Consider the following 23451-nt stretch of genomic DNA (forward strand, 5'->3'; position numbering starts at 1 on the left):
GGGTAACCTTAACCTGTGCATAAAACAGGTACTTATACAGAGTCGATTTTTAAGGCCATAGTTGTTAAAAACTGTGCAAAACTTCTTATCAACCTATCACCATACTTATCAACAGGTGTTTTTTTCTATTTTTAATTAGCTAAAGTGCTGTTTAAAAAGGATTTATCTATTTATAAACATAAAAAAAGCTATTTTTTTTAGAAATTTAATCCACAAGCAAGTAAATAAATTTTTTTCATTTATTTACTTTTTTTCTTTATTAGCAATGTGAATAATTAGGCTAGACCCTGCTTTTTGCTGGCATGTAAGTCATTGTGGAGAAAGAAAGACAATTCAGAAAATATCCACCTGTGAGTAACTATTTTGCTTTTGTAGTAATCTTTGTCAGATCAAACGACCAAGATGAGGATTTCTATGATTGAGCAAGCGATTTGGATTCAATCACCTAAAGCGATATTGGCATCCAATGCGGATGCTGGTGTAGTGATTAGTGATGGAAAAATTTGTGAGTTGGTTGCTGCTGGGAAAACGCCCACCAGCCACTATGATGTTATTTTTGATGCTTCTAATCATGTTGTCTTACCTGGACTAATCAATACGCACCATCATTTTTATCAAACGCTCACTCGGGCTTTTCCTGATGCACTTAATAAAGCGTTATTTCCTTGGTTACAGACTCTTTATCCGCTTTGGGCTGAATTAGAGCCAGATATGCTAGCGAGTGCGACCAAGCTTGCCATGGTGGAATTAATGGAATCCGGTTGTACGCTTGCTGCAGATCACCATTACTTATTCCCCGCCGGTATGGAAAATGCCATTGATGTGCAAGTTGATGTTGCTAAGTCTCTTGGTATGCGCGCTATGTTTACTCGTGGTTCCATGAGTTTGGGGGAAAAAGACGGTGGTTTGCCGCCTCAATCTACCGTTCAAGATGAAAAAACCATTATCGATGACAGTGCGCGGTTGATTAAAGCCCATCATCAGCGAAGTGAAGGTGCGATGATTCAAATCGCCCTAGCACCCTGTTCACCGTTTTCCGTCACCACTGACATTATGAAAAGCAGCGCGGAATTAGCGAAAAATGAAAATGTGCGCTTACACACTCACCTTGCTGAAACCCTAGATGAAGAAGCTTTCTGTTTAAAACGTTTTGGTATGCGTACGGTCGACTATTTAGAAAGTGTCGGTTGGTTACATGATAGAACGTGGTTAGCACATGGTATCCACTTTGATGAAGATGAAATAAGTCGTCTAGGTAAAGCTAAAGTGGGAATTTGTCACTGTCCAACCTCAAACATGATGTTGGGTTCAGGGATTGCAAGAAACAATGAATTAGAAGCGGCTGGTGCCTTGGTTGGACTCGGTGTTGATGGTTCCGCATCAAACGACGGCTCGAATATGATTATGGAAGTTCGCCAAGCCTTATATATCCAACGATTACGCTATGGTTCCGCCAATGTTTCTCACTTCGATGCTTATCGTTGGGCGACCAAAGGTTCCGCTGCCGTACTGGGGCGTGAAGACATTGGTGAAATCGCTGTTGGGAAGCAGGCTGATTTGGCGCTTTTTAAATTGGATGAATTACGCTTTTCAGGCAGTCATGACCCTTTAGCGGCACTTCTATTATGTGGTGCACAAAAAGCCAATCGAGTAATGATCGCGGGAAAATGGACGGTAGAAGATGGTCATGCAATTGGTATTGATAGACAACAATTGATGGCTGAGCACTCTGCTCATGCACAGCGTTTAGCGAATAAGTTACTAGCAAAAAAATAACGTAATTGTTCTTAACTCTCTAAATAGGGAACAATAGAAAATAGAACAAAAAAAGCGCCCATCAAAGGCGCTTTTTAACTATTAAGCTATTTTAAGGCAGCCCAAAGGAGCTACGCTCGATTAAGCTTCTTCTTTCAAGCTTTTCATATCAATAATAAAGCGGTATTTCACATCGCCTTTTTTCATGCGCTGATAAGCTTGATTAATATCTTGGATATTGATCATCTCGGCATCGCATTCGATATTATGCTCCGCACAGAAATCCAACATTTCTTGTGTTTCTGCAATACCACCAATCATAGAGCCTGTAATAGTACGACGTTTCGTAATTAAACTTGCTGTGTGAGGTGCTGGTTCCATCGGCTCTACTAAGCCAACTAGAATATGAACACCATCAACTTTTAAGCAATTAAGATAACCATTCAACTCATGTTGTACAGGAATCGTATCTAATAAGTAGTCAAACGTCATCGCGGCCGCTTTCATTTGCTCTTCATCTGTCGACACAATGACGTGATCTGCGCCTTGTTTTTTCGCTTCCGTAATTTTGCTTTCAGAACGAGTGAAAATAGTCACTTCCGCGCCAAAGGCTTTAGCGAATTTCACGCCCATATGGCCTAAACCACCCATACCGAGTACGCCGACTTTATCACCTGCTTTAATGCCGTGATGACGAAGTGGGGAATACGTCGTAATACCAGCACACAATAAAGGCGCAGCTTTACTCAATTCCAAGGCTTGAGGAATGGATAAGACGAATTTTTCACGCACAACGATGTGATCAGAATAACCGCCGTAGGTTAAAGTACCGTCGATTAAATCGTGAGCACCATACGTTCCAACTGGGCCATTATCGCAATATTGCTCTAAGTCAGCCACACAATGGGAACAATGTTGGCAAGAGTCGACCATACAACCCACGCCGACAATATCGCCTACCTTGTATTTAGAGACTTTACTGCCAACTTCTGTTACTTTACCGACGATTTCATGGCCAGGAACGATTGGGTAATTACTTGGGCCCCAATCACTTTCCGCCGTATGAATATCAGAATGACAAACACCACAATAAAGAATATCGATGTTTACATCGTCTTCACGAAGGTCGCGGCGCTCAAATGAAAATGGTGCTAAAGGGGTTGTTGCCGAGAGTGCAGCATAGGATTTTGCTTGGCTCATAAATTGTTACTCCAGTGTTTGAACATGAAATACGTGTTATCCAGTGTAGAGTAAACTTTTTCGTTTTGTGTTGTGCATTCTTGCTATTGTTTTGCCTATTCCTCCAAATACCTAAAACTTAACTTTTCCTACACAATCTTGTATGCATAATAACCCCATTGATTTTTATAGATGGGTGGATCAAAGATGAGCGATATAAATTTAGTCGATTTGCTCAAACCTCTAGTGAGCGACGATGGCTTTTGCGATACCTTGATTGCCAATGTTCGTTTGATGAAGTGTGCAAAATCATTACCTCGAATGCCGCTTATTTATCGGCCAGGACTCACTATTATTGTTCAGGGGCGAAAAATTGGCTATTTAGGTGACCGTGAAATCCATTACAACTCTGGTCACTACTTGGTGCAAACCTTGCCCTTGCCTTTCGAATGCGAAACCTTTGCAAGCCAACAAGAACCGCTTCTGGGGGTCTCTATTGATATCGACCCTGTAGTATTATCTGAGTTAGTTTCTGTTTCTTCTGAAGAGACGTTAAACTCATCTGTATCTCATTTTCCTATGTCATCCGTACCAATGAGTGATGACATGATTGAATCTGTGTCTCGCCTTATCAAAGCGTTACATGATCCGTATACCGCAAAAATCATGGGGCAAAGTCGAGTTAGAGAGGTCATTTTTGAAGCCTTACAAAGCCCACAAGGTGATGCTTTACGCGCCTTAGTCTTAAACCAAGGGCGTTTTTCATTGATAGTGAACTCTCTTAAGCAATTACATCAGCAGTTGGATCAAGAGGTTCGTGTTGAGCAACTTGCTGAAGACGCCAACATGAGTGTTTCCAGTTTTCACCATCATTTTAAAAATATCGCAGGATCTTCTCCTCTGCAGTACTTGAAGCGTCTACGTCTTTTAAAAGCACAAATGCTGTTAAACCAAGGTCATCTAAATGTCAGTCAGATTGCTTTAGAAGTCGGCTATAAAAGCGTGCATCAATTTAGTCGAGACTATAAGCGCTACTTCGGCGCGCCTCCGACAAAAGACAAGCTAAGAGAAGACGCCGTAATATAATTTTTTCCTTATTGAATTTACTTTCTTGAATTAGCCTTCTTGAATTTAATAGGCGAGTGGTCTAAATTAATGCCTATCGTATTTTATTGCCTAGGTATAAACACTTGCTCTCTATCCTTGATGAACCAGATACCACCGTTAATCTGCCGAATAAACCTCGTCGTGGTCGTCCTAAAAAACAAACAAGCGATTCTTTGGATACCAAAGAGGCTTTGCTGCGTGCAGGCATGCTGATACTGACGGAATCTGGTTTTACCCGCAGCGGTATTGATCCGATTTTAAAATCGATTGGTGTGCCAAAGGGGTCTTTCTATCATTATTTTTCTAGTAAAGAAGCCTTTGGTTTGGCGGTCTTAGAGCGTTATCGCCGTTATTTTGAAGCTAAGTTAGATGATTTCTTACTGGACGAAGCTTTTTCTCCCCTAGAGCGATTACAGCGCTTTGCCCAAGACGCCCAAGATGGCATTGTTCGTCATGAATTCAAACGCGGCTGTTTAGTCGGCAACTTGGAGCAAGAATCTACCCTGTTGTCAGAAGCATTTCGAGAGCAGTTACAAGCGACCTATCAAAGCTGGCAGTCACGCGTTGCGACCTGTTTATTAGAAAGCCAAAAACAAGGTGAAATTGATCTACAAGGCAGTATTGAAGAGACTTCTCAAGCATTTTGGATTGGCTGGGAAGGCGCGGTTCATCGAGCTAGATTAGTAAAAAGTACTCAGCCATTACGCTTATTTATAAACTTTTTTATCCAAGCTACTCAAAGTAAAACCCATTAACAATAAACCAGGCAGTAAAGCCTGGGTTTTTAGCTATTTAACTAGACGAACGGTCTAAAGTGGAGGATTTATGTTCAAAGGTTTATTGATCACCCAAGAAGACAAGAAAAGCACAGCATCCGTGGTTGAACTGCAGGAAGATCAGCTGCCAGAAGGTGATGTGTTGATTGAAGTGCATTACAGCACCTTAAATTACAAAGACGGCTTAGCTATTACTGGTAAGTCTCCTGTTGTGCGTTCTTTTCCTATGGTGCCGGGAATCGATTTAGTCGGTAAAGTTTTACAAAGCGACTCTGATCGCTTCTCTGAAGGCGATTTCGTCATACTGAATGGCTTTGGTGTGGGTGAAATGCATTGGGGTGGGCTTGCACAAAAAGCTCGACTCAAAAGTGATTGGCTTATTCCACTTCCAAAAGGTATAGACGCTAAACAATCGATGACAATAGGTACAGCAGGTTACACCGCTATGTTGTCGGTACTTGCGCTTGAAAAACAAGGTGTTACGCCAGATTCTGGTGAAATTTTAGTCACGGGTGCCAACGGTGGTGTCGGCAGCTTTGCTATTCGCCTACTGAATCGTCTTGGTTATCATGTGGTTGCCTCCACTGGACGATTGGAAGAAAGCGATTATTTGAAAAGTCTTGGCGCGAGCGACATCATTGACCGAAAGTCACTTTCCGAGCCCAGTAAACCTTTGCAGAAAGAGCGTTGGGCTGGCGTCATCGATTGTGTCGGTAGTCACACTTTAGCCAATGCTTGTGCGAGTACAAAATACGGTGGCGTAGTGACTGCCTGCGGCTTAGCTCAAGGGATGGACTTCCCTGCTTCTGTTGCGCCGTTCATTTTGCGCGGCGTCAAGCTAATCGGCATCGACAGCGTCATGCGCCCCTTAGCAGACCGTATTGAAGCGTGGCAACGCTTAAGCGAACTGTTGCAACCAGAAGACTTTGACAGCATCAGTGAAGAAATCGGTTTAGATGACGTGGTAGAAACGGCCTATAAATTGCTTGATGGAAAGGTACGTGGTCGAGTATTGGTTAATGTAAAAGCTCAATAACACGCTTTTTCTATTTCATCGACGATGACTTATTTTACCAGCAGCAAGTTTTACCAGCAGCAAGGATTGACTATGAAGATTGTGATTGCACCGGATTCCTTTAAAGAAAGTTTAACCGCGCTGGAAGTAGCGAATGCGATTGAAGCGGGCTTTCGTCAGGTGTTTGCTGACGCACAATACATTAAAGTCCCGATGGCCGATGGCGGTGAAGGCACGGTGCAGTCTATGGTTGATGCGACTCAAGGTCATTTAGTTGATCTTGAAGTGACCGATCCGTTGGGTAATAGAGTCATGGCGCAATACGGTATTTTAGGCGCTGTAGAGGGTCAAACATCGACCACCGCGGTGATCGAAATGGCCTCTGCTTCAGGGTTACATTTGGTGCCACGGGATCAGCGTGATCCACTTTACACCACCAGCTTCGGAACCGGTGAACTGATCAAAGATGCCCTAGATCGAGGCATTAAACACATTGTTTTGGGATTAGGTGGCAGTGCGACCAATGACGCGGGTGTTGGTTTGGCACAAGCATTGGGCATTAAATTTCTAGGCGAGAACAATCAAGAATTGCCCTTTGGCGGCATGGCGCTCGCGCAATTGAGTCAGGTTGATGTGAGCCAAGCGCACCCTCTTCTCGCCGAATGCCGCTTCGATGTTGCCTGTGATGTTGATAATCCTTTATGTGGCGAACGCGGTGCTTCCGCTATTTTTGGCCCACAAAAAGGTGCAACACCTGAAATGGTGACCTTGTTAGACAAGACGTTAGCGCACTTTTCGGATGTCTTAGTGCAGAATGGTTTTGCTGACCATCGACTCGATCCTGGCGCCGGCGCGGCTGGTGGCATGGGATTGGGCGCAAAAGTGTTTCTTAATGCGACTCTAAAGCCTGGTATCGAGATTGTCATGGACACCGTTGGTCTGGCTGACAAGATGCAAAATGCCGACTTAGTCATTACTGGCGAAGGCCGAATTGATGGCCAAACTGTCTTTGGCAAAACACCTATGGGCGTGTTGAAACAAGCCAACGCAAACGGGGTTCCAACCATTGGTATTGCTGGTAGCTTGGGTAAAGACGCCGAAGCGATTTTAGCTTATGGAATGTTAGCGATATTTCCCATTATTCCGGCTCTCGATAGTTTGGATAATGTCTTGGCTCAAGCCGAAAGCAATCTAATCAACTCGTCACGAAACATCGCCGCTGCTATTCAATTAGGTCGTTTGATCAGCTAATTAATGTGGCTGTCTAATCAATGTGATGACCTAATGAAAACGTTACGGTTTTTTTACGCGCCAATACCTCCGCCCTTTGCTACAGTCTTGCTTGTGCTCTTCCTTACTTAAAAGGCGTTGACAAGCGACACTATGAAAATAAACACATCAACCATCCCTTCTCACTATTTAGCTGTGCTGGCTGTTAGCACGGCTTTGCTGATCAGTTATGGATTAGATATTTGGCTTGGGTCCAATATTGCCGTTTTGCTGATTTTACAATTGGCCGTGGTGGTGGTCGCTTTATCCTGTCGTTCTCGTTGGGTATATGGCGTGGCGCTGTTTGAAGCTTTGTGCTTTAACTTTTTATTTACCGTGCCGCGTTATTCATTCGAGATGTTCAATGGCGATGACATGGTGAATTTGCTGGTGTTTCTGCTGGTGGCGGTAATTACCAGCAAATTGGCAGAGTTATATCAAGATCAGCAAAACCAATTAAAACAAGAGCAGCTGCGTAACAGTATTTTATTGTCGGTTTCTCATGATCTACGCACGCCTCTGGCGACCATTATTGGTACTTTGAGCACTTTAAAAGAATACATGGATAAGCTCTCTGAGCAGGAAAAGCAAGAGTTGCTAGACAGCGCCACTATCGAAAGTCATCGTCTTCATCAATACATTGAGAACTTACTGCAAGCAACAAAACTGCACCATGGCGTGGTGGTTCCAAGAGTGTCTGAGCAATCTGCCGTTGCCATTATTCATCTTGTTATGGATCGTTTTAGTCAGCAAAAATCCCGTTTGATTCTACAAATAGACGATAAGTTGCCGCTGGTTTCGGTGAGTGCTTCACTTATTCAGCAGGCAATTTTTAACGTTATCGATAATGCCTTGCGATACTCTCCTATAGATAAAACTGTCACTATTTCGATAAAAAAACTGGATACAGATAACAAACATCCTCAGGTGGTTATTGATGTGCGAGATCAAGGAGTTGGTATCAGCTCTGCCCAGTCTGAAAGCATCTTTGAGCTGTTTTATTCAGTCGACTCTTTCAAGCGAAATGACAGCGGCACAGGTTTAGGTTTGGCGGTATCAAAAGGTATTATTGCGGCTCACCATGGTTCTATTCAATCTGTTCCCGTCGAGCAAGGCTGTTTAATTCGTATCTGTTTGCCTGCGAGCATTGAACCGTCTATTAACGAAAAAGGTAGTGCATCGTGACCTCTTATAAAATCTTGGTGGTCGATGACGAACCTCAAATCCATACTTTTATTCGTATTTCATTAGCAGCAGAAGGCTTTGAGTATCTTGGTGCCGAATCCATCGCTGCTGCAAAACGTTTGATAGAACAAAATTCACCGCATTTGTTGATTTTGGATTTAGGCTTACCAGACGGCGACGGCATGGATTTGGTCAACTATGTTCGAGCCACCAGCAACACACCTATTTTGATTCTGACTGCTCGGGATGAAGAAGATGAAAAGATTCGCCTGCTTGAAGCGGGCGCGAATGATTACCTGAGCAAACCCTTCGGCATTCGCGAATTAATTGTTCGAGTGAAAGTCTTGTTACGGGATTTAGTGAATACCCACTCACCGGCAGATGTTCTAGAAACAGGTAATATTAAGTTAGAAATCAGTAGCAATCAGGTGTGGTTACAAGGTGAGTCCCTAGCGTTAACCAAGAAGGAATTTGCCTTTTTACGCATGCTGATGACCACGCCAGACAAACTGGTGATGCAAGAAGAGTTGCTGGCCAAAATTTGGGGCGTGACTCATACCCGAGACTCGCATTACTTGCGGATTTTAGTTAGCCAGCTGCGTAAAAAGCTCAACGATAATGCCAATGATCAGCGCGTTATCAAAACGGAACCTGGTCTAGGTTATCGATTGTTATCAGACAGTTAATCCGAGACTTTTGCCTCGTCTTGGCTTCGCTCGTGACTTCGTGCAAAGGTCTCAATCCATCAAAAATGTTAAAAAGTTTTCAAAAGGCATAATTAAAAGGTAATCAATATGGCGCATTTTACGGTGATTGGTTTGGGGCGTTTTGGTGTTGCAGCAAGCATGGAGCTTATTTATTTAGGCCATACGGTAACGGGCGTAGATCGAGATGCAAAAATTGCGGAAAAGTATGTCGATGATTTCACCCAAGTGATGATTTGCGATTCCAGCGACGAAAACGCGTTAAGAGAACTTGACCTGATCAACAGTGATGCCGTGCTGGTGGCCATTGGTGAAGACATGGAATCCAGCCTATTGTGCATTTTGGCACTGAAAAAGATTGGTGTGAAAGAAATCTGGGTCAAAGCTAGTAGTCGTGCGCATCACACTATTGTTTCTAAACTCGGCGTGGCACGTATTATTCATCCAGAAGAAGAAATGGGTGTGCGAGTGGCGCAAGCACTGAATTACCCGATGGTGAACGATTATTTGTCGATTGGGTATGGTTTGTATGTTGTAGAAATTCATATCAAACCACAGTTAGACGGACATCCATTGGGTGATGTATTAAAGGCGTCGAAAGGTAAAATTGATGCAGTGATGGTCAAACGAGAGCAAGAGACGTTTTTGCAGCTAGACAAAACCTTTGTTCTAAAAGAAAAAGACATCTTGCTGCTATGTGGTCCTCGCAGTGAACTTAAACACATTGCACCAAGGTTGGTGTGAGATGGTGAATTGGGATCCGGCGGTTGCCGTTATCGAGCGACATCCAAAAGCGGCGAAAAAAATCATGGCGGCACCACCTTTGATTTTATGTGGCGGCTTTTTATTGCTGATTACCATCGGTACCTTGTTACTTAAATTGCCGATTGCCACGACACAACCGATTTCTTGGTTACACAGTGTCTTTACCGCCACGTCTGCCGTCACTGTAACAGGCTTAGTAGTAGAGGATACTGGCACGGCTTTTACCACGTTTGGGCAGGTGGTGATTGCGATTTTGATTCAATGCGGCGGCCTTGGCTTAATGACCTTCGCTATCGTCACTCTCGTCGCGCTGGGCGGCCGTATTGGCTTTTTGCAGCGTACCGTAGCCATTGAAGCATTCAATCAAACAGACGCCTCTAGCATCGTTTCTACGGCTAAGTCGGTATTACTGTTTTCTTTGATTGTCGAAGTCATCGGCATGCTGATTCTCGCGCTACATTGGAGTGAGACCTTGGGATGGAAAACCAGTTTATTTCATGGTTTTTTCTATACCATCAGCGCTTTTAATAACGCTGGATTTGCGCTTTCCTCGGCGAGCTTAATGCCCTACGTAGCCGATCCTATCGTGAATTTTACTATCAGCGGCTTGTTTATAATTGGCGGTTTGGGTTTTTCCGTGTGGATTGATCTGATGAAAAATCGCCGCTGGGCGAGACTTTCCCCCTACAGCAAAATGATGATTACCGGCACGATTGTTACCAATTTTGTCGCCCTGCTTGCTATCTATTTTATCGAATACAGTAATCCGAATACTCTTGGACCACTGAGCGAAACGGGCAAGTGGCTGGCGTCTTGGTTTCAAGCGGTCACCCCGCGTACGGCAGGGTTTAATACTCTCGCTATTGAAGAGCTAAGAGACGCGACGACGTCACTGATGTTGGTATTGATGTTCATTGGTGGTGGATCCTTGAGTACCGCCAGCGGCATCAAGGTGGTGACTTTTATGTTGCTGGTCTTAGCGACTTACGCTTACCTGCGCCGTGATGAAGAAGTAAACGTTTTTAAACGCGAGATTCCTAAGGAAGTAATCAGTAAAGCTCTGGCCTTGAGCATGATTTCCATCGGTGTTACTTGGTTGGCTATATTCGTATTATTAGTGAGTGAAAAACACGCGCAGATGATCGACGTTGTCTTCGAAGCCGTATCGGCACTGGGCACGGTTGGTCTTTCTCGTGGCTTAACCGGTTCCTTGAGTAACACAGGGGAAGGCATCATCATCTTCTTGATGTTTATCGGCCGCCTTGGGCCACTGACGCTCGCCTACTTCCTCGCCAGTCCAAGAAGTAAAAAAGTCCGCTACCCGAAAGTCAAAATGACCGTGGGTTAAGAGGCTTTTTCGAGCTTTAAACCATAAGGTTTAAAGCTCGAATGCTTTTTACTTGTTTATCACTTCCCAATACAAAACGAGCTAAAAGTGCTGTGTATTTTTCAGTTAATGGCGTCTATTAGCTCAATTTTAAGTGTTTCTGGATAATCATCATCCATGATTAGAGATGTAATTAATTTCAGCAGTAGTTCTTTTGAGACTTTTCCTTCTGCCAGCCATACCACGATATTTTCCATCTCTAGTACAAATTTTTTCACGCAATAGTCATAGCCATTTAGTTCTAGAAAATATGCACCTAAGACCAAACTTGAACGTTTATTACCATCATTGAATGCGTGAAACTTATTGATAGCAAATACTAGATGATTGAGTTTTTCTTCGAAAGTTGGATAGAATAAGTCATTCTGTATATGCTCTAGTACACTTGAAATCTGTCCAGCATCTTTGATACCTGAAAGCCCTCCTGAATTTTCAATAATCCAGTCGTGTTGGCTTATTGCATGCTCTGGATCGAAATAAAGGATAGTGAAATCCATATTATCGATCCTTTAACCTTTTTAAGACATTGAGAGTTTCAGTGTCGATAAGTTGTTGTTCTAAAGAGCGACTTTTCTCCCCTAGAAATCGATCAAAGTCACCTTCTGGTACTGATTGAATATAGTGCTCAAGCTTCTCATGTAGGGCGTCCCGAAATCCTAGATCACGGCTTGCCATACGGATACGAGCGTCTTCTATAGCAGGCTTTAGAAAAGGATTAGATTCTGCCGCAGTGATCATATTGTCCAATTCTATTGGTTTGAGCATTCGACCTAATTTTTCTGATTCTTGTCTTAATTGCACAGCAAGTCCATGTTCAAAACTAGCTATGGCTTTTAGAACTTCTGTGTACATTGTTTCACGTGTTTTATCTTTATCTGCTAAGCGTAGTACTTTCTTATATTCAGTGGCATTTTCACAGAATACAGCTTGGTAAATTTTATCTGTGTAAATGGCATATTTAAAATGCCCCATATCTAGACAGTCTTTCAAGGCATCAGTAAATTGTTTGCGGTAGCTTTCTTCCATGTATGCTGTAGGTAAATAGTCTTTGTCACGCTGATTTATATATTTTGTATGACCTCCAGCCTTTTCAGCAATTATATCAATCACAAGATCTAACATACGACTACGAATAGCTTTTGCTCGATCGCTCTCTGTGACCAGCATTGCTAGATTGAGCAAAGCTCGAAAGGTAAATATGCCAAGTGACGGTGCTTTAGGGCTTATGTCGACGACATTTGTGTCGTTAACATACATTAAACGTAAGGATTTCAATTGCTTACCTTTTAAAACCCGATAGCCATTTGATTTAAGCTCATCAGCGTAACCACTTAAATAGCGATCAATAGTACGTTCATCAATAGTAAGAATGTCTGCAGCCTGTTGTTTGGTAAAAACAGTTTCCCCATCGAAAGCTAATCCACCAAGTTGAAAATTAGATTCCAATTGGCTGAGTGCGTAGGGGTTGTTAAGTACATTTTTTCGTGCGACTAATGAGTTTGTAAGATCTTTATTCATTTAGTTACCTGCATCAGTTATTACTTACTAATCAATAAACTGAAAAATATTCAGTCAATCGAATTTGCTGATTTTTTGTCTTCACTTCCCAATACAAAACGAGCCGAAGATACGTCCTAGCAGGTCATCGCTGGTAAAAGCACCGGTAATTTCGCTAAGCGCTTGCTGCGCTTCTTTTAGATCTTCGGCGAGCAATTCCCCTGCGCCGTAACCATGAAGTTGCTCGTTACCGGCGTCTAAGAAGCGGTTGGCTTTGTTAAGCGCTTCGATGTGGCGACGACGAGCGATAAAACCCCCTTCAGTCGTGCTGTCGAAGCCCATAACGGCTTTTAGGTGATCTGTTAAATCAGTGACGCCCTCGCCTGTTTTTGCCGATAGAGAGACAACAGGGACGCCTGAGACCATTTCAATGCCCGTGCCTTCTTTGGTTAAGTCGACTTTGTTGCGTACCAAGGTCAGGTGTTTGGTATCGCCGAGTTTTTCCATGAATTCTGGCCAGATTTCGCTTGGGTCTTTTGAATCTATCGATTGGCTGTCGACCATCATTAGAATGCGATCTGCTTTGCTGATTTCGTCCCAAGCGCGCTGAATACCAATGCGTTCTACTTCGTCTGGGCTATCGCGTAAACCGGCGGTGTCGATAATGTGCAGCGGCATGCCATCTAGGTGAATGTGTTCGCGCAATACGTCACGCGTGGTGCCTTCGATGTTGGTGACAATGGCGGATTCTTTGCCCGATAAGGCGTTCAATAAGCTGGATTTACCCGCATTGGGACGTCCTGCAATAACCACGCTCATCCCTTCGCGAATCAAGGCGCCTTGATTCGCTTCTTTGAGTACTTCTGCCAGTTTAATTTGAATACCAGCCAGTTCTGCCGCGACTTTACCGTCGCCGATGAAGTCGATTTCTTCTTCTGGAAAATCAATCGCTGCTTCCACGTAAATACGTAGGTGAATCAAGGCTTCGACCAGTTCGTCAACACGTTTCGAGAAAGCGCCTTGTAAGGAGCGTAACGCGCATTTAGCCGCTTGTTCTGAGGTACTGTCGATCAAGTCGGCAATGGCTTCTGCTTGGGTTAAGTCCATCTTGTCGTTCATGAAAGCACGTTCGGAGAATTCCCCCGGACGAGCTAAGCGCGCCCCAAGCGCTACACAATGGCTAAGCAGCATGTCCATAATAACGGGGCCGCCATGGCCTTGTAGTTCAAAGACGTCTTCGCCAGTGAAGGAGTTTGGCCCTGGAAAATATAAGGCGATGCCTTCGTCGAGCTGTTCTTGATTCGTCGTTTTGAAAGGTACGTAATGGGCATAACGTGGTTTGGGTTCAAAGCCGACAATTTGCTTGGCAATGGCAAAGCTTTTTGGGCCGGATAAACGAATGATCCCTACGCCACCTCGGCCAGGAGCGGTGGCTTGTGCGGCAATCGTGTCTTGGTCTGTGGCGTATTGGAAATCGGTCATAATCAAACTCTGTGCGGTAAAAGGAAATAAATTGAGGTTTTTTTTGTTAGCCATTGTCCGTTAGCAAGACAAGCATGGCAATCTAAACGTAAAAAAGGCCTCCCAATGGGAAGCCTTTTTAATCGAAATCTAAGCCTGTTTAATATCAGACTTCTTTTTCGATACGTTTTGTAATCACATACTGTTGCAATATGGATAAGGTGTTGTTCGTTACCCAGTATAGAACCAAACCAGCTGGGAACCACAAGAAGAAGATGGAGAATGCCACTGGCATGATCTTCATGATTCGCGCTTGCATTGGATCTGGAGGCGTTGGGTTAAGTGATTGTTGGACAAACATACTAATACCCATCAAGATTGGCAGTATGAAGTACGGATCCATCACGGATAAATCGTGAATCCATAGGAAGAATGGCGCATGGCGCAATTCAACAGATTCCATCAAGACCCAGTACAATGAAAGGAAAACCGGCATTTGAACCAAGATAGGCAAACAACCACCTAAGGGGTTAATTTTTTCTTTCTTGTAAAGCGCCATCATTTCTTGTGACATCTTCTGACGGTCGTCACCATGCTTTTCTTTCAGCTTGGCAATTTCGGGTCCGAATTTACGCATTTTCGCCATTGAACGGTAGCTTGCCGCTGATAACTTGAAGAAAACAGCTTTTACACAAACCACGATCAAGATAATCGCAATACCCCAGTTGATAACGAAAGACTGGATCAGTGTTAGCAACCAGAAAAGCGGTTTAGCCAACCACCATAACCAGCCGTAATCGACGGTCAGATCAAGGTTTTCTGCCGTGCTTTCTAGGTGATCTTGTAGTTTTGGACCTACATAGAAAGTCGAGCTCAATGTACCTTGTTTACCCGGAGAAATTTCCACTGGCGTGCCAGTGAAACCAATGATGTTAAAGTCACCATTAGTACGAGCTTGCAAGGTTACTTTTTGACCTTGTTCTGGGATCCAAGCAGATACGAAGTAATGCTGAAGTACCGCAACCCAACCTTTCGTTGTGGTTGTTTTAACCGGCTCTTCTTTCATGTCAGAGAAAGAAACTTTATGGTATTTCGTTTGCTCGTCAGAAATCGCGCCACCTAGATAAGGCTGTAATCCCATGCTAGTCGCTTTGCTTGGATCTGGCGTGTTGTCACGTTTGATCTGTGCAAACAGGTTGCCGCGCCAAGTGCTTGATGAGGTGTTGTCTACTGTGATCAACTGGCGAATACGGTACTTACCTTTCATGAAGCGGAAGGTTTTCGTGTATTTCACGCCTTTTGCGTCGGTGTAGTACAGATTCACATCAAGAGAATCTTCACCATCCGCTAAGGTGTAAGCTGTTTTTTCAGATTGGTAAACTGGACGACCTTCAGGAGAAGCATCTGGACCGTCTTGACCCACTAAACCACTTTGAGTCACATAAGTGCGCTCGCTGCCGTCTTCTAGGATGACAAATGGATCAGGCTTGCCTAATTCTTTTTTGTATTGAAGAAGAGCCGCTTCAACTAAGTCACCACCGACAGGATTGATCGCAACACGAAGGGTATCTGTTGTTACTTCAATCAATTTCCCCGGTGCGATTTTTGTCACACTTTGCGGAATCTCGGCATTGGCTTCGGTTGTGCTTTGAGTTGCCATAGGCAAATCATCGCTCATTTGAGAGTTTGTCTCAGATTGAGACTGTGTGCTTTGAGCTACGCTTTGAGTGGACTGAGGACCATAATCTTGGCTCCACTGTAAGAACAGTAGGTAGCCACTGATAAAAAGCGCACCCCATAAAAAGTAACGTCTGAAATCCATGGTATTCAACTAATTTGTTTGGTTGGACAATAGGTTCACAGAACCCTTATAAAATTCACGCGCTATTAAACCAGCCTTTGCCAGTTTTTTCAGCCTATTTCTGTCTAGATTGATCGCGTTTTTTATTTTGAGCGGGTTTTAAGGCTTTTTTTGCCAACTGATCCCATGCTTTATCGAGTCGGTTGTGCAAATCAGCGTTTTCCAGTTCCTTAATACCTTGTCGTGCTAAGAAGACAATATCAAGACCAGAAAGAGGGATTTTGTGGTGACGAAAGGAATCACGTACCAAACGTTTGATACGATTCCTGCCTACCGCGCGTTTATCCGTTTTTTTGGACACAATAAGACCCAACCGAGTTTGGTCATCATCTCGTTTTCGTGCCAATAAAAGAAATTCGCCTGCGAAGACTTTGGAGGAGGTGTCGTTAAAGACAGATTGATAATCCCCGGCATTCAGAAGTCTGACATGCCGAGGAAAACAATATTCGGTCATCAGCGTACTTATGCGCTTAGAACCTTACGGCCGCGAGCACGACGACGAGCGATAACTTGACGTCCGCCTTTAGTAGCCATACGAGCACGGAAACCGTGGTTACGTTTGCGTTTTAGAACGCTAGGTTGGAAAGTTCTTTTCATCTTAATTCTCTCACTGAATGCAGTGTTTGAGTTTTGAGGGTTAGCGACCGCCAAGCCTCTACATTTGATTGGTCAAATCAGGGCGCGGATTTTAGAGCCTTTCCTCAGTAAATTCAATGCTTAGCACAGCTTAATTAATAAAAAAATAGCTACACAATTCATTAAACACTTACACACAGACTTCTACCTCGTTAGTGGATAAAGAAGATTTCATAAAAAAATCTTATCCACAGAGACGTTTTTTTATTAATTAATGTGCATAAGAATCAAAAAGATAAAATCTTTTCCACTTGTGGGTAATATAAAAATAAACCAATTTTATTATGTGTATAACTAGGTGGTTTATGCACATGATTAATATTTTATCTACTGCTGTGTATAACCTTATGTGTTATTAACATTTTGTAATTTAAGAGGCTTTGAGGTTTTTTTCTATTTATGTGTGGATAACTTTTATTGCCCGATGTAAAATCCGCTTCTTGTCTGTCACTCAACCAGGGAGTACGTCTACAGTGTCTTTGGAGCATTGGAATCTTTGTCTGCAGCGCTTGCAGGGTGAGTTTTCCACATCTCAGTTCAACACCTGGATTCGTCCATTGCAGGCTGAAATGATGCCGAATGGAGAATTGTGCCTAAGTGCACCAAACCGTTTTGTGTTGGATTGGGTGAGTAACAAATATCAAACGCGCATCAAGGAATTATTGTCTGAATTTGCTGGCGATGATCTTGCACCTACTTTAAAGCTAGCGGTGAAAGCTCAAAATTTTGCCCAAGCTAATCAGATGTCTCCTCCACCGCCTCCGGTTTCAAGTGAACCCGCTATTAATCCTTTAAATAATGAAGTGGCGAGAGAATCTGGCTATCGTCCAGGTTTTGGCTTAATGGATGACGAAGAAGGCAGCCCAAATGCTGACCTTGAATTTGAAGCGCCATTAACCTTATCTGGTACGGGATTGCGTGGCGAGCTTGAACCTTATGAACAGGGTCAACTGCCATTAACGGCGCCCAAACGTAAAGTACAAGTAGAAGGTGGTATTAACCACGGCGCGAATCTAAATAATTCCTTTACCTTTGATAACTTCATTGAAGGTAAATCCAACCAGCTCGCGCATGCCGCGGCTTTGCAGGTCGCTGAAAATCCTGGCGGTGCTTACAACCCTCTCTTTATATACGGCGGGGTTGGCTTGGGTAAAACTCACTTAATGCAAGCCGTTGGTACGGAAATGATGCGTCATAATCCGAATGCTAAGGTGGTTTACCTGCATTCTGAACGTTTCGTTGCCGACATGGTAAAAGCGCTACAGTTGAACGCGATTAACGATTTCAAACGTTATTATCGTTCTGTGGATGCTTTACTAATCGATGATATCCAGTTTTTTGCCGGCAAAGACCGCACGCAAGAAGAGTTTTTTCATACCTTTAACGCTTTGTTAGAAGGTGGTCAGCAGATGATTTTGACCTGTGACCGCTATCCTAAAGAGATCCAAGGTTTGGAAGATCGTCTTAAGTCGCGTTTTGGCTGGGGTTTAACGGTTGCTATTGAACCGCCAGAATTAGAAACACGTGTCGCCATTTTGATGCGTAAAGCAGATGAAAGTGGTATCAAGTTATCTTATGATTCTGCCTTCTTTATCGCTCAAAAAATACGTTCAAATGTACGTGAGTTAGAAGGCGCGTTAAAACGTGTTATCGCTAACTCGCACTTTACTGGACGAGCGATTACGCCAGATTTTGTCCGCGAATCGTTAAAAGACCTTTTGGCCTTGCAAGACAAGCTGGTAAACATCGATAATATCCAGCGAATTGTGGCGGAATACTACAAAATTAAGATCAGTGATCTGCTGTCGAAGCGTCGTAGTCGATCTGTTGCTCGTCCACGCCAAGTGGCGATGTCGTTAGCAAAAGAATTGACTAACCATAGTTTGCCCGAAATTGGCGATGCTTTTGGTGGCCGCGACCATACGACAGCCTTGCATGCGATTCGCAAGATTAAAGAACTGCAAGATACGGATTCGGATATCCGTGAAGACTATAAACAATTGATGCGAATTCTGACCACCTGATGGTCTAAGACTTTGAGTTTACGAGGAAAATAATGAAATTTTCAGTCGTCCGCGAGACACTTCTTAAGCCACTTCAACTAGTGGCAGGCGTTGTAGAGCGCAAACAAACCATGCCCGTCTTGGCCAATGTGTTGGTGGAAGTTAAAGACCAACTATTAACTCTTACTGGTTCTGACTTAGAAGTCGAATTGGTGGGTCATGTACCATTGGATGAATGCGAAGAAGGCCGTATTACTGTGCCAGCTCGTAAACTAATGGACATTTGCAAAAGCTTACCAGACAGCGCCGTGATTGAATTTACCTTGGATGACCAAAAAGCGGTTATTCGTTCAGGTCGTTCACGTTTTAGCTTGTCTACCTTGCCTGCAGATGAATTCCCGAATATCCAAGATATGCAAGGCGATCTAACGGTTTCTATCGCGCAAAATAGCGTACGTCGTTTGATCGACCGTACGGGTTTTGCGATGGCGAACCAAGACGTGCGCTACTACCTTAATGGCATGTTGTTAGAAGTGGCTGATGGTCAGTTGCGTGTTGTAGCAACTGACGGACACCGTTTAGCGACCGCGGTTGAAGACGCTCAGGTGAATGGCGATTTAACGCAAGTGATCGTGCCGCGCAAAGGTATTTTAGAATTAAACCGTTTGCTAAACGATACTGATGAAACAGTTGAGTTGACCATAGGTACAAACCATATTCGCGCAAAAGTAGCAGAATATGTATTCACCTCTAAGCTAGTTGATGGCAAATTCCCTGATTATCATCGTGTTATTCCTCGTAATAATGAAAAAATCGTCATTGCAGATCGTTTGGAATTACGTCAAGTATTCCTACGTGCATCGATTCTTTCTAACGAGAAATACCGTGGTGTGCGTTTGATTTTGTCTAACGGCATGTTGCAAGTCTTTGCCAATAACCCAGAGCAAGAAGAAGCCGAAGAATCCGTATTGGTGCAATACCAAGGCGACAATATGGAAGTGGGCTTCAACGTGGGTTACTTGTTAGACGTACTAGGTGTCGTAGACTCTCAAGAAGTGCGTTTATCATTGAACGACTCTAACAGCAGTGCCTTGATCGAAGAAGCACAAAGCCACGCAGCACAATACGTTGTGATGCCGATGCGTCTATAATCATCGCTTAGATGATAGACCTATCACCCGCTTGGCGATTTAGTATTCTAAAATGCCAAGCGGGTTGTCTTCCCTCCCCCAATTAAGGTTTAAGAGTTATGCCGCTGGTGCGTTTGGACATCTCTCATGTTCGCAACCTTTCTAGTGTGCGCTTTGAACCTTCGCCCCAAGTAAATGTGATTGTTGGCAAAAATGGCAGCGGTAAAACTTCTGTATTAGAAGCCATTCACCTATTGTCATTTGGTCGTTCCTTTCGTAGTCACAAGCACAAGACCTATATTCAACACGAAAATGAGGCCTGTATTGTTTTTGCGCAGCTTCATCAAACGCAAGGCCGCCCGATTCGAGTCGGTCTGCAGCGCTATCGTGATGGTCAAATTGACGTGCGTATCCAAGGACAACGAGCCCAATCGGTTATTGAGTTGGCAGAACGTCTCCCGGTACAGCTTATTAACCCCGATGCCTTTCGATTATTAGAGGGTTCTCCGAGCATTCGACGCCAATTTATTGACTGGGGTGCGTTTCATTTCGATAAAGACTTCATTCAAGCGTGGCGAGGCTGGCAAAAAGCATTAAAACAGCGGAATACCTTGCTCAGACGTGGTAAAATATCCCTCAGTTTACTGGCGGCATTTGATCAGGAATTGATCCGACTGGGTGAGCAAGTAAATCAATCTCGCAAAGCGTACGTGGAAAAATTAACACCGCATTTTGTGAAGGTTTTATCGCTATTAACCACAGAGCTTTCAGTGAGTTTACAGTTCTTTCAAGGCTGGGATGCACAAAAAAACTTAGCGATGGCGGTTGAAGCGGGACGTGAGCGAGATATCGAATTAGGTTATACGCACACTGGCCCCCAAAGAGCAGATTTGCGTGTGAAAACAGCGACGGGAGATGCGTTAGATACGCTGTCTCGTGGTCAACAAAAACTGGTTGTTTCAGCGTTAAAGATTGCTCAAGGACAGCTACTGATCGATATGGGTCGCCCTCTGGTATTCTTAGTGGATGATTTACCAGCAGAGTTGGACGCTAACCACAGACAGAAACTCTGTCAGTTGTTGGAGTCATTAAACAGCCAAATTTTTATTACCAGTGTCGAGCCCGACACTACGGATTTTACTTGGGCCGATACTACAGACGTTCGTCAGTTTTCTATGACTAATGGCGAATTGTCTTTATTGAGCAAAGGTTTGCAGGAGAGTTAAATGAGTGAAAATAAATACGATTCGTCCAGTATCAAGGTGCTCAAAGGGCTAGATGCCGTACGTAAACGCCCAGGCATGTACATTGGCGATACTGACGATGGCACCGGTTTGCATCACATGGTGTTCGAAGTCGTGGATAACTCCATCGATGAAGCCCTTGCTGGTCACTGTGATACGATCACAGTACTGATTCACCCAGATGAATCTATTTCTGTTTCGGATAACGGCCGTGGTATTCCGGTTGATATGCACGAAGAAGAAGGCGTTTCCGCAGCCGAAGTTATCATGACGGTACTTCACGCCGGCGGTAAGTTTGACGATAACTCATACAAAGTTTCCGGTGGTCTTCACGGTGTCGGTGTTTCAGTAGTAAACGCCCTATCTGAAGAACTGACTTTGACCATTCGCAAAAACGGCAAAGTATACGAACAACACTACAAACATGGTGTTCCACAAGCACCACTTGCTATTGTTGGTGATTCTGACGGCAAGGGAACAACGGTTCACTTTAAACCTTCTCCAGCTACCTTTACTAACATCTTATTTTATTATGACATCTTGGCTAAACGTCTACGTGAATTGTCATTCTTGAACTCGGGCGTTGCTATCCGACTTAAAGATGAGCGCTCTGGCAAAGAAGATTTCTTTAACTACACTGGTGGTTTGCGTTCTTTTGTTGAGCATTTGAATACCAACAAAACGCCAATCAATGATATTTTCCACTTCATCTGCCAGCGTGATGACCTAGAAGACGGTATCGCCGTAGAAGTCGCATTGCAGTGGAACGAAGGCTTCCAAGAGAACATCTACTGTTACACCAACAACATCCCACAACGCGATGGTGGTACTCACCTTGCCGGTTTCCGTGGTGCTTTGACTCGTACTCTAAACACTTTCATCGAGAAAGAAGGTTTAGCGAAAAAGCAGAAAGTGGCGACAACAGGCGATGATAGCCGCGAAGGTTTGACTGCGATCGTATCGGTAAAAGTACCGGATCCGAAATTCTCTTCTCAGACCAAAGACAAGCTCGTATCTTCTGAAGTAAAAACCGCAGTAGAACAAGAAATGGCTAAACGTTTTTCTGAGTATTTACTTGAGAAACCTGGCGAAGCCAAAATCATCGTTAACAAAATGATCGATGCGGCTCGTGCCCGTGAAGCAGCACGTCGTGCTCGTGATATGACACGTCGTAAAGGTGCTCTAGACATCGCAGGTTTGCCAGGTAAATTGGCCGATTGTCAGGAAAAAGATCCAGCGCTTTCTGAAATCTACCTAGTGGAGGGTGACTCTGCAGGTGGCTCGGCAAAACAAGGTCGTGATCGTCGTACGCAAGCGATTTTGCCTCTTAAAGGTAAAATCTTGAACGTCGAGAAAGCCCGTTTTGACAAAATGCTCGCGTCTGTTGAAGTTGGCACCCTGATTACTGCATTAGGTTGTGGTATCGGCCGTGACGAATTCAACGCTGACAAATTACGTTACCACAGCATCGTTATCATGACCGATGCCGACGTCGATGGATCGCACATTCGTACCCTGCTTTTGACCTTCTTCTTCCGTCAAATGCCAGAAATCATCGAACGTGGTCACATCTTCATTGCACAACCGCCTTTGTTCAAGATCAAACGTGGTAAGCAAGAACAGTACATCAAAGATGAAGCGGCGATGGATCAACATCTAATCGAAGTGGCACTTGATGGCGCTCATATGCATGTCAACGAAGATGCTCCAGGCATCCAAGGCGAGCATTTAGCGAAATTAGTACGTGATTACATCCACATTGAAGCCGATGTTGAACGTTTGTCTCGTGTGTATCCAAAAGATGTAATGGGTAAACTTCTGTACTGCAAAGCGCTAACACAAGAAGATTTGACCAAAGAAGCAGCGGTTATGGAATGGGTTGAAGCTATCCGTAGCCAAATGCCACAAGATGCTCGCACAGGTTTCCGTTTTGACTTCTCTGTAGAGAAAGACGAAGAACGTAATATCTACTTACCAGTGGTCGACATCATGTCTCATGGCGTTTCTAACCGTTACCGTTTTGAAGGCACCTTCTTCAACTCACCAGAGTACAAACGCATTGTTGCTATGTCTGAAACCGTAGCAGAATTGTTTGGTGAAGAGTCTTACATCCAACGTGGCGAACGTCGTGAAACCGTGAAAACCATCAGCGACATGAAAGCGTGGCTGATGAAAGAAGCGTCTCGCGGCATGACTATCCAGCGTTATAAAGGTCTGGGTGAGATGAACCCTGAGCAACTTTGGGAAACTACCATGGATCCAGAAGCGCGCCGCATGCTTCGTGTTACCATCGACGATGCTGTTGCCGCTGACCAAATGTTCACCACCTTGATGGGTGACGAAGTAGAACCACGTCGTAACTTCATTCAAGAAAACGCCTTGAACGTAGCGAACCTAGACGTATAAGTTTTCGATTTATCGATTTAAAAAGCCCCGATTTCGAGAGAAATCGGGGCTTTTTGTTTGTTGGATCCCGT

The 23451-nt window shown here is 43.9% G+C and carries 20 protein-coding genes; 13 read left to right on the forward strand and 7 right to left on the reverse strand.

Annotated elements, in window-relative coordinates; genetic code table 11:
• Positions 1 to 414: 414 nt before the first annotated feature.
• Positions 415 to 1776, forward strand: coding sequence for an 8-oxoguanine deaminase (locus ACO05V_RS02630; RefSeq protein ID WP_421847219.1), 1362 nt, complete (start codon positions 415 to 417; stop codon positions 1774 to 1776).
• A 120-nt stretch (positions 1777 to 1896) separates the two neighbouring features.
• Here the strand turns inward: ACO05V_RS02630 and ACO05V_RS02635 are convergent, their stop codons facing one another.
• A complete protein-coding gene (locus ACO05V_RS02635; RefSeq protein WP_421847221.1) occupies positions 1897 to 2955 on the reverse strand; it encodes an NAD(P)-dependent alcohol dehydrogenase in 1059 nt (352 codons plus the stop codon).
• Between the two features lie 186 nt (positions 2956 to 3141).
• Here ACO05V_RS02635 and ACO05V_RS02640 point away from each other — a divergent pair, with 186 nt between their 5' ends.
• The 8 genes from ACO05V_RS02640 to ACO05V_RS02675 all read left to right on the forward strand — a co-directional run bounded on the left by ACO05V_RS02640 (position 3142) and on the right by ACO05V_RS02675 (position 11103).
• Positions 3142 to 4020: an AraC family transcriptional regulator gene (locus ACO05V_RS02640; protein ID WP_421847223.1), complete on the forward strand. Its 879-nt coding sequence runs from the start codon at positions 3142 to 3144 to the stop codon at positions 4018 to 4020.
• Between the two features lie 104 nt (positions 4021 to 4124).
• Positions 4125 to 4796: a TetR family transcriptional regulator C-terminal domain-containing protein gene (locus ACO05V_RS02645; protein WP_421847225.1), complete on the forward strand. Its 672-nt coding sequence runs from the start codon at positions 4125 to 4127 to the stop codon at positions 4794 to 4796.
• Between the two features lie 70 nt (positions 4797 to 4866).
• The gene (locus ACO05V_RS02650; protein WP_421847227.1) at positions 4867 to 5853 is read left to right on the forward strand and encodes an MDR family oxidoreductase; all 987 of its coding nucleotides are present in this window, start codon (positions 4867 to 4869) and stop codon (positions 5851 to 5853) included.
• A gap of 72 nt (positions 5854 to 5925) precedes the next feature.
• A complete protein-coding gene (locus tag ACO05V_RS02655; RefSeq protein ID WP_421847229.1) occupies positions 5926 to 7083 on the forward strand; it encodes a glycerate kinase in 1158 nt (385 codons plus the stop codon).
• Positions 7084 to 7215: 132 nt separating this feature from the next.
• Positions 7216 to 8286 carry a sensor histidine kinase gene (locus tag ACO05V_RS02660; RefSeq protein ID WP_421847231.1) on the forward strand — a complete coding sequence of 357 codons (1071 nt, stop codon included), beginning with the start codon at positions 7216 to 7218 and terminating at the stop codon, positions 8284 to 8286.
• The gene (locus ACO05V_RS02665) at positions 8283 to 8972 is read left to right on the forward strand and encodes a response regulator transcription factor (RefSeq protein WP_421847233.1); all 690 of its coding nucleotides are present in this window, start codon (positions 8283 to 8285) and stop codon (positions 8970 to 8972) included. The genes ACO05V_RS02660 and ACO05V_RS02665 overlap by 4 nt, the downstream gene beginning before the upstream one ends.
• 108 nt (positions 8973 to 9080) lie before the next feature.
• On the forward strand, positions 9081 to 9734 hold the full coding sequence (locus ACO05V_RS02670) for a potassium channel family protein (RefSeq protein ID WP_421847235.1): 654 nt from the start codon (positions 9081 to 9083) through the stop codon (positions 9732 to 9734).
• The gene (locus ACO05V_RS02675) at positions 9700 to 11103 is read left to right on the forward strand and encodes a TrkH family potassium uptake protein (RefSeq protein WP_421847237.1); all 1404 of its coding nucleotides are present in this window, start codon (positions 9700 to 9702) and stop codon (positions 11101 to 11103) included. Before ACO05V_RS02670 ends, ACO05V_RS02675 begins: the two co-directional genes overlap by 35 nt.
• 101 nt (positions 11104 to 11204) lie before the next feature.
• Here ACO05V_RS02675 and ACO05V_RS02680 read toward each other — a convergent pair whose 3' ends face one another.
• The 6 genes from ACO05V_RS02680 to rpmH all read right to left on the reverse strand — a co-directional run bounded on the left by ACO05V_RS02680 (position 11205) and on the right by rpmH (position 16558).
• Positions 11205 to 11639, reverse strand: a complete 435-nt coding sequence (locus ACO05V_RS02680; RefSeq protein WP_100187224.1) for a type II toxin-antitoxin system death-on-curing family toxin — start codon at positions 11637 to 11639, stop codon at positions 11205 to 11207.
• 1 nt (position 11640) lies between these two features.
• Positions 11641 to 12660, reverse strand: coding sequence for a DNA-binding protein (locus ACO05V_RS02685; protein ID WP_421847239.1), 1020 nt, complete (start codon positions 12658 to 12660; stop codon positions 11641 to 11643).
• Between the two features lie 81 nt (positions 12661 to 12741).
• Positions 12742 to 14121, reverse strand: a complete 1380-nt coding sequence (gene mnmE, locus ACO05V_RS02690) for a tRNA uridine-5-carboxymethylaminomethyl(34) synthesis GTPase MnmE (RefSeq protein WP_421847241.1) — start codon at positions 14119 to 14121, stop codon at positions 12742 to 12744.
• Between the two features lie 145 nt (positions 14122 to 14266).
• Complete coding sequence (gene yidC / locus ACO05V_RS02695; RefSeq protein ID WP_421847243.1) at positions 14267 to 15922, reverse strand: membrane protein insertase YidC; 1656 nt, start codon at positions 15920 to 15922, stop codon at positions 14267 to 14269.
• A 94-nt stretch (positions 15923 to 16016) separates the two neighbouring features.
• Positions 16017 to 16415 carry a ribonuclease P protein component gene (gene rnpA / locus ACO05V_RS02700; RefSeq protein ID WP_100636222.1) on the reverse strand — a complete coding sequence of 133 codons (399 nt, stop codon included), beginning with the start codon at positions 16413 to 16415 and terminating at the stop codon, positions 16017 to 16019.
• An 8-nt stretch (positions 16416 to 16423) separates the two neighbouring features.
• On the reverse strand, positions 16424 to 16558 hold the full coding sequence (gene rpmH / locus ACO05V_RS02705) for a 50S ribosomal protein L34 (RefSeq protein WP_012072147.1): 135 nt from the start codon (positions 16556 to 16558) through the stop codon (positions 16424 to 16426).
• A 512-nt stretch (positions 16559 to 17070) separates the two neighbouring features.
• Between rpmH and dnaA the strand changes: the two genes are divergently transcribed.
• The 4 genes from dnaA (at position 17071) to gyrB (ending at position 23380) form a co-directional block, all read left to right on the forward strand.
• Positions 17071 to 18621, forward strand: coding sequence for a chromosomal replication initiator protein DnaA (gene dnaA, locus ACO05V_RS02710; RefSeq protein ID WP_421847246.1), 1551 nt, complete (start codon positions 17071 to 17073; stop codon positions 18619 to 18621).
• 32 nt (positions 18622 to 18653) lie between these two features.
• Entirely contained in the window at positions 18654 to 19751 is a 1098-nt protein-coding gene (gene dnaN / locus ACO05V_RS02715) for a DNA polymerase III subunit beta (RefSeq protein ID WP_421847248.1), read from the forward strand.
• A 98-nt stretch (positions 19752 to 19849) separates the two neighbouring features.
• Positions 19850 to 20956 carry a DNA replication/repair protein RecF gene (recF, locus tag ACO05V_RS02720; protein ID WP_421847250.1) on the forward strand — a complete coding sequence of 369 codons (1107 nt, stop codon included), beginning with the start codon at positions 19850 to 19852 and terminating at the stop codon, positions 20954 to 20956.
• The gene (gene gyrB, locus ACO05V_RS02725) at positions 20957 to 23380 is read left to right on the forward strand and encodes a DNA topoisomerase (ATP-hydrolyzing) subunit B (protein ID WP_421847252.1); all 2424 of its coding nucleotides are present in this window, start codon (positions 20957 to 20959) and stop codon (positions 23378 to 23380) included.
• Positions 23381 to 23451 lie beyond the last annotated feature (71 nt).

The sequence above is a fragment of the Marinomonas sp. genome (assembly GCF_965225885.1).
Taxonomy (GTDB): Bacteria; Pseudomonadota; Gammaproteobacteria; order Pseudomonadales; family Marinomonadaceae; genus Marinomonas.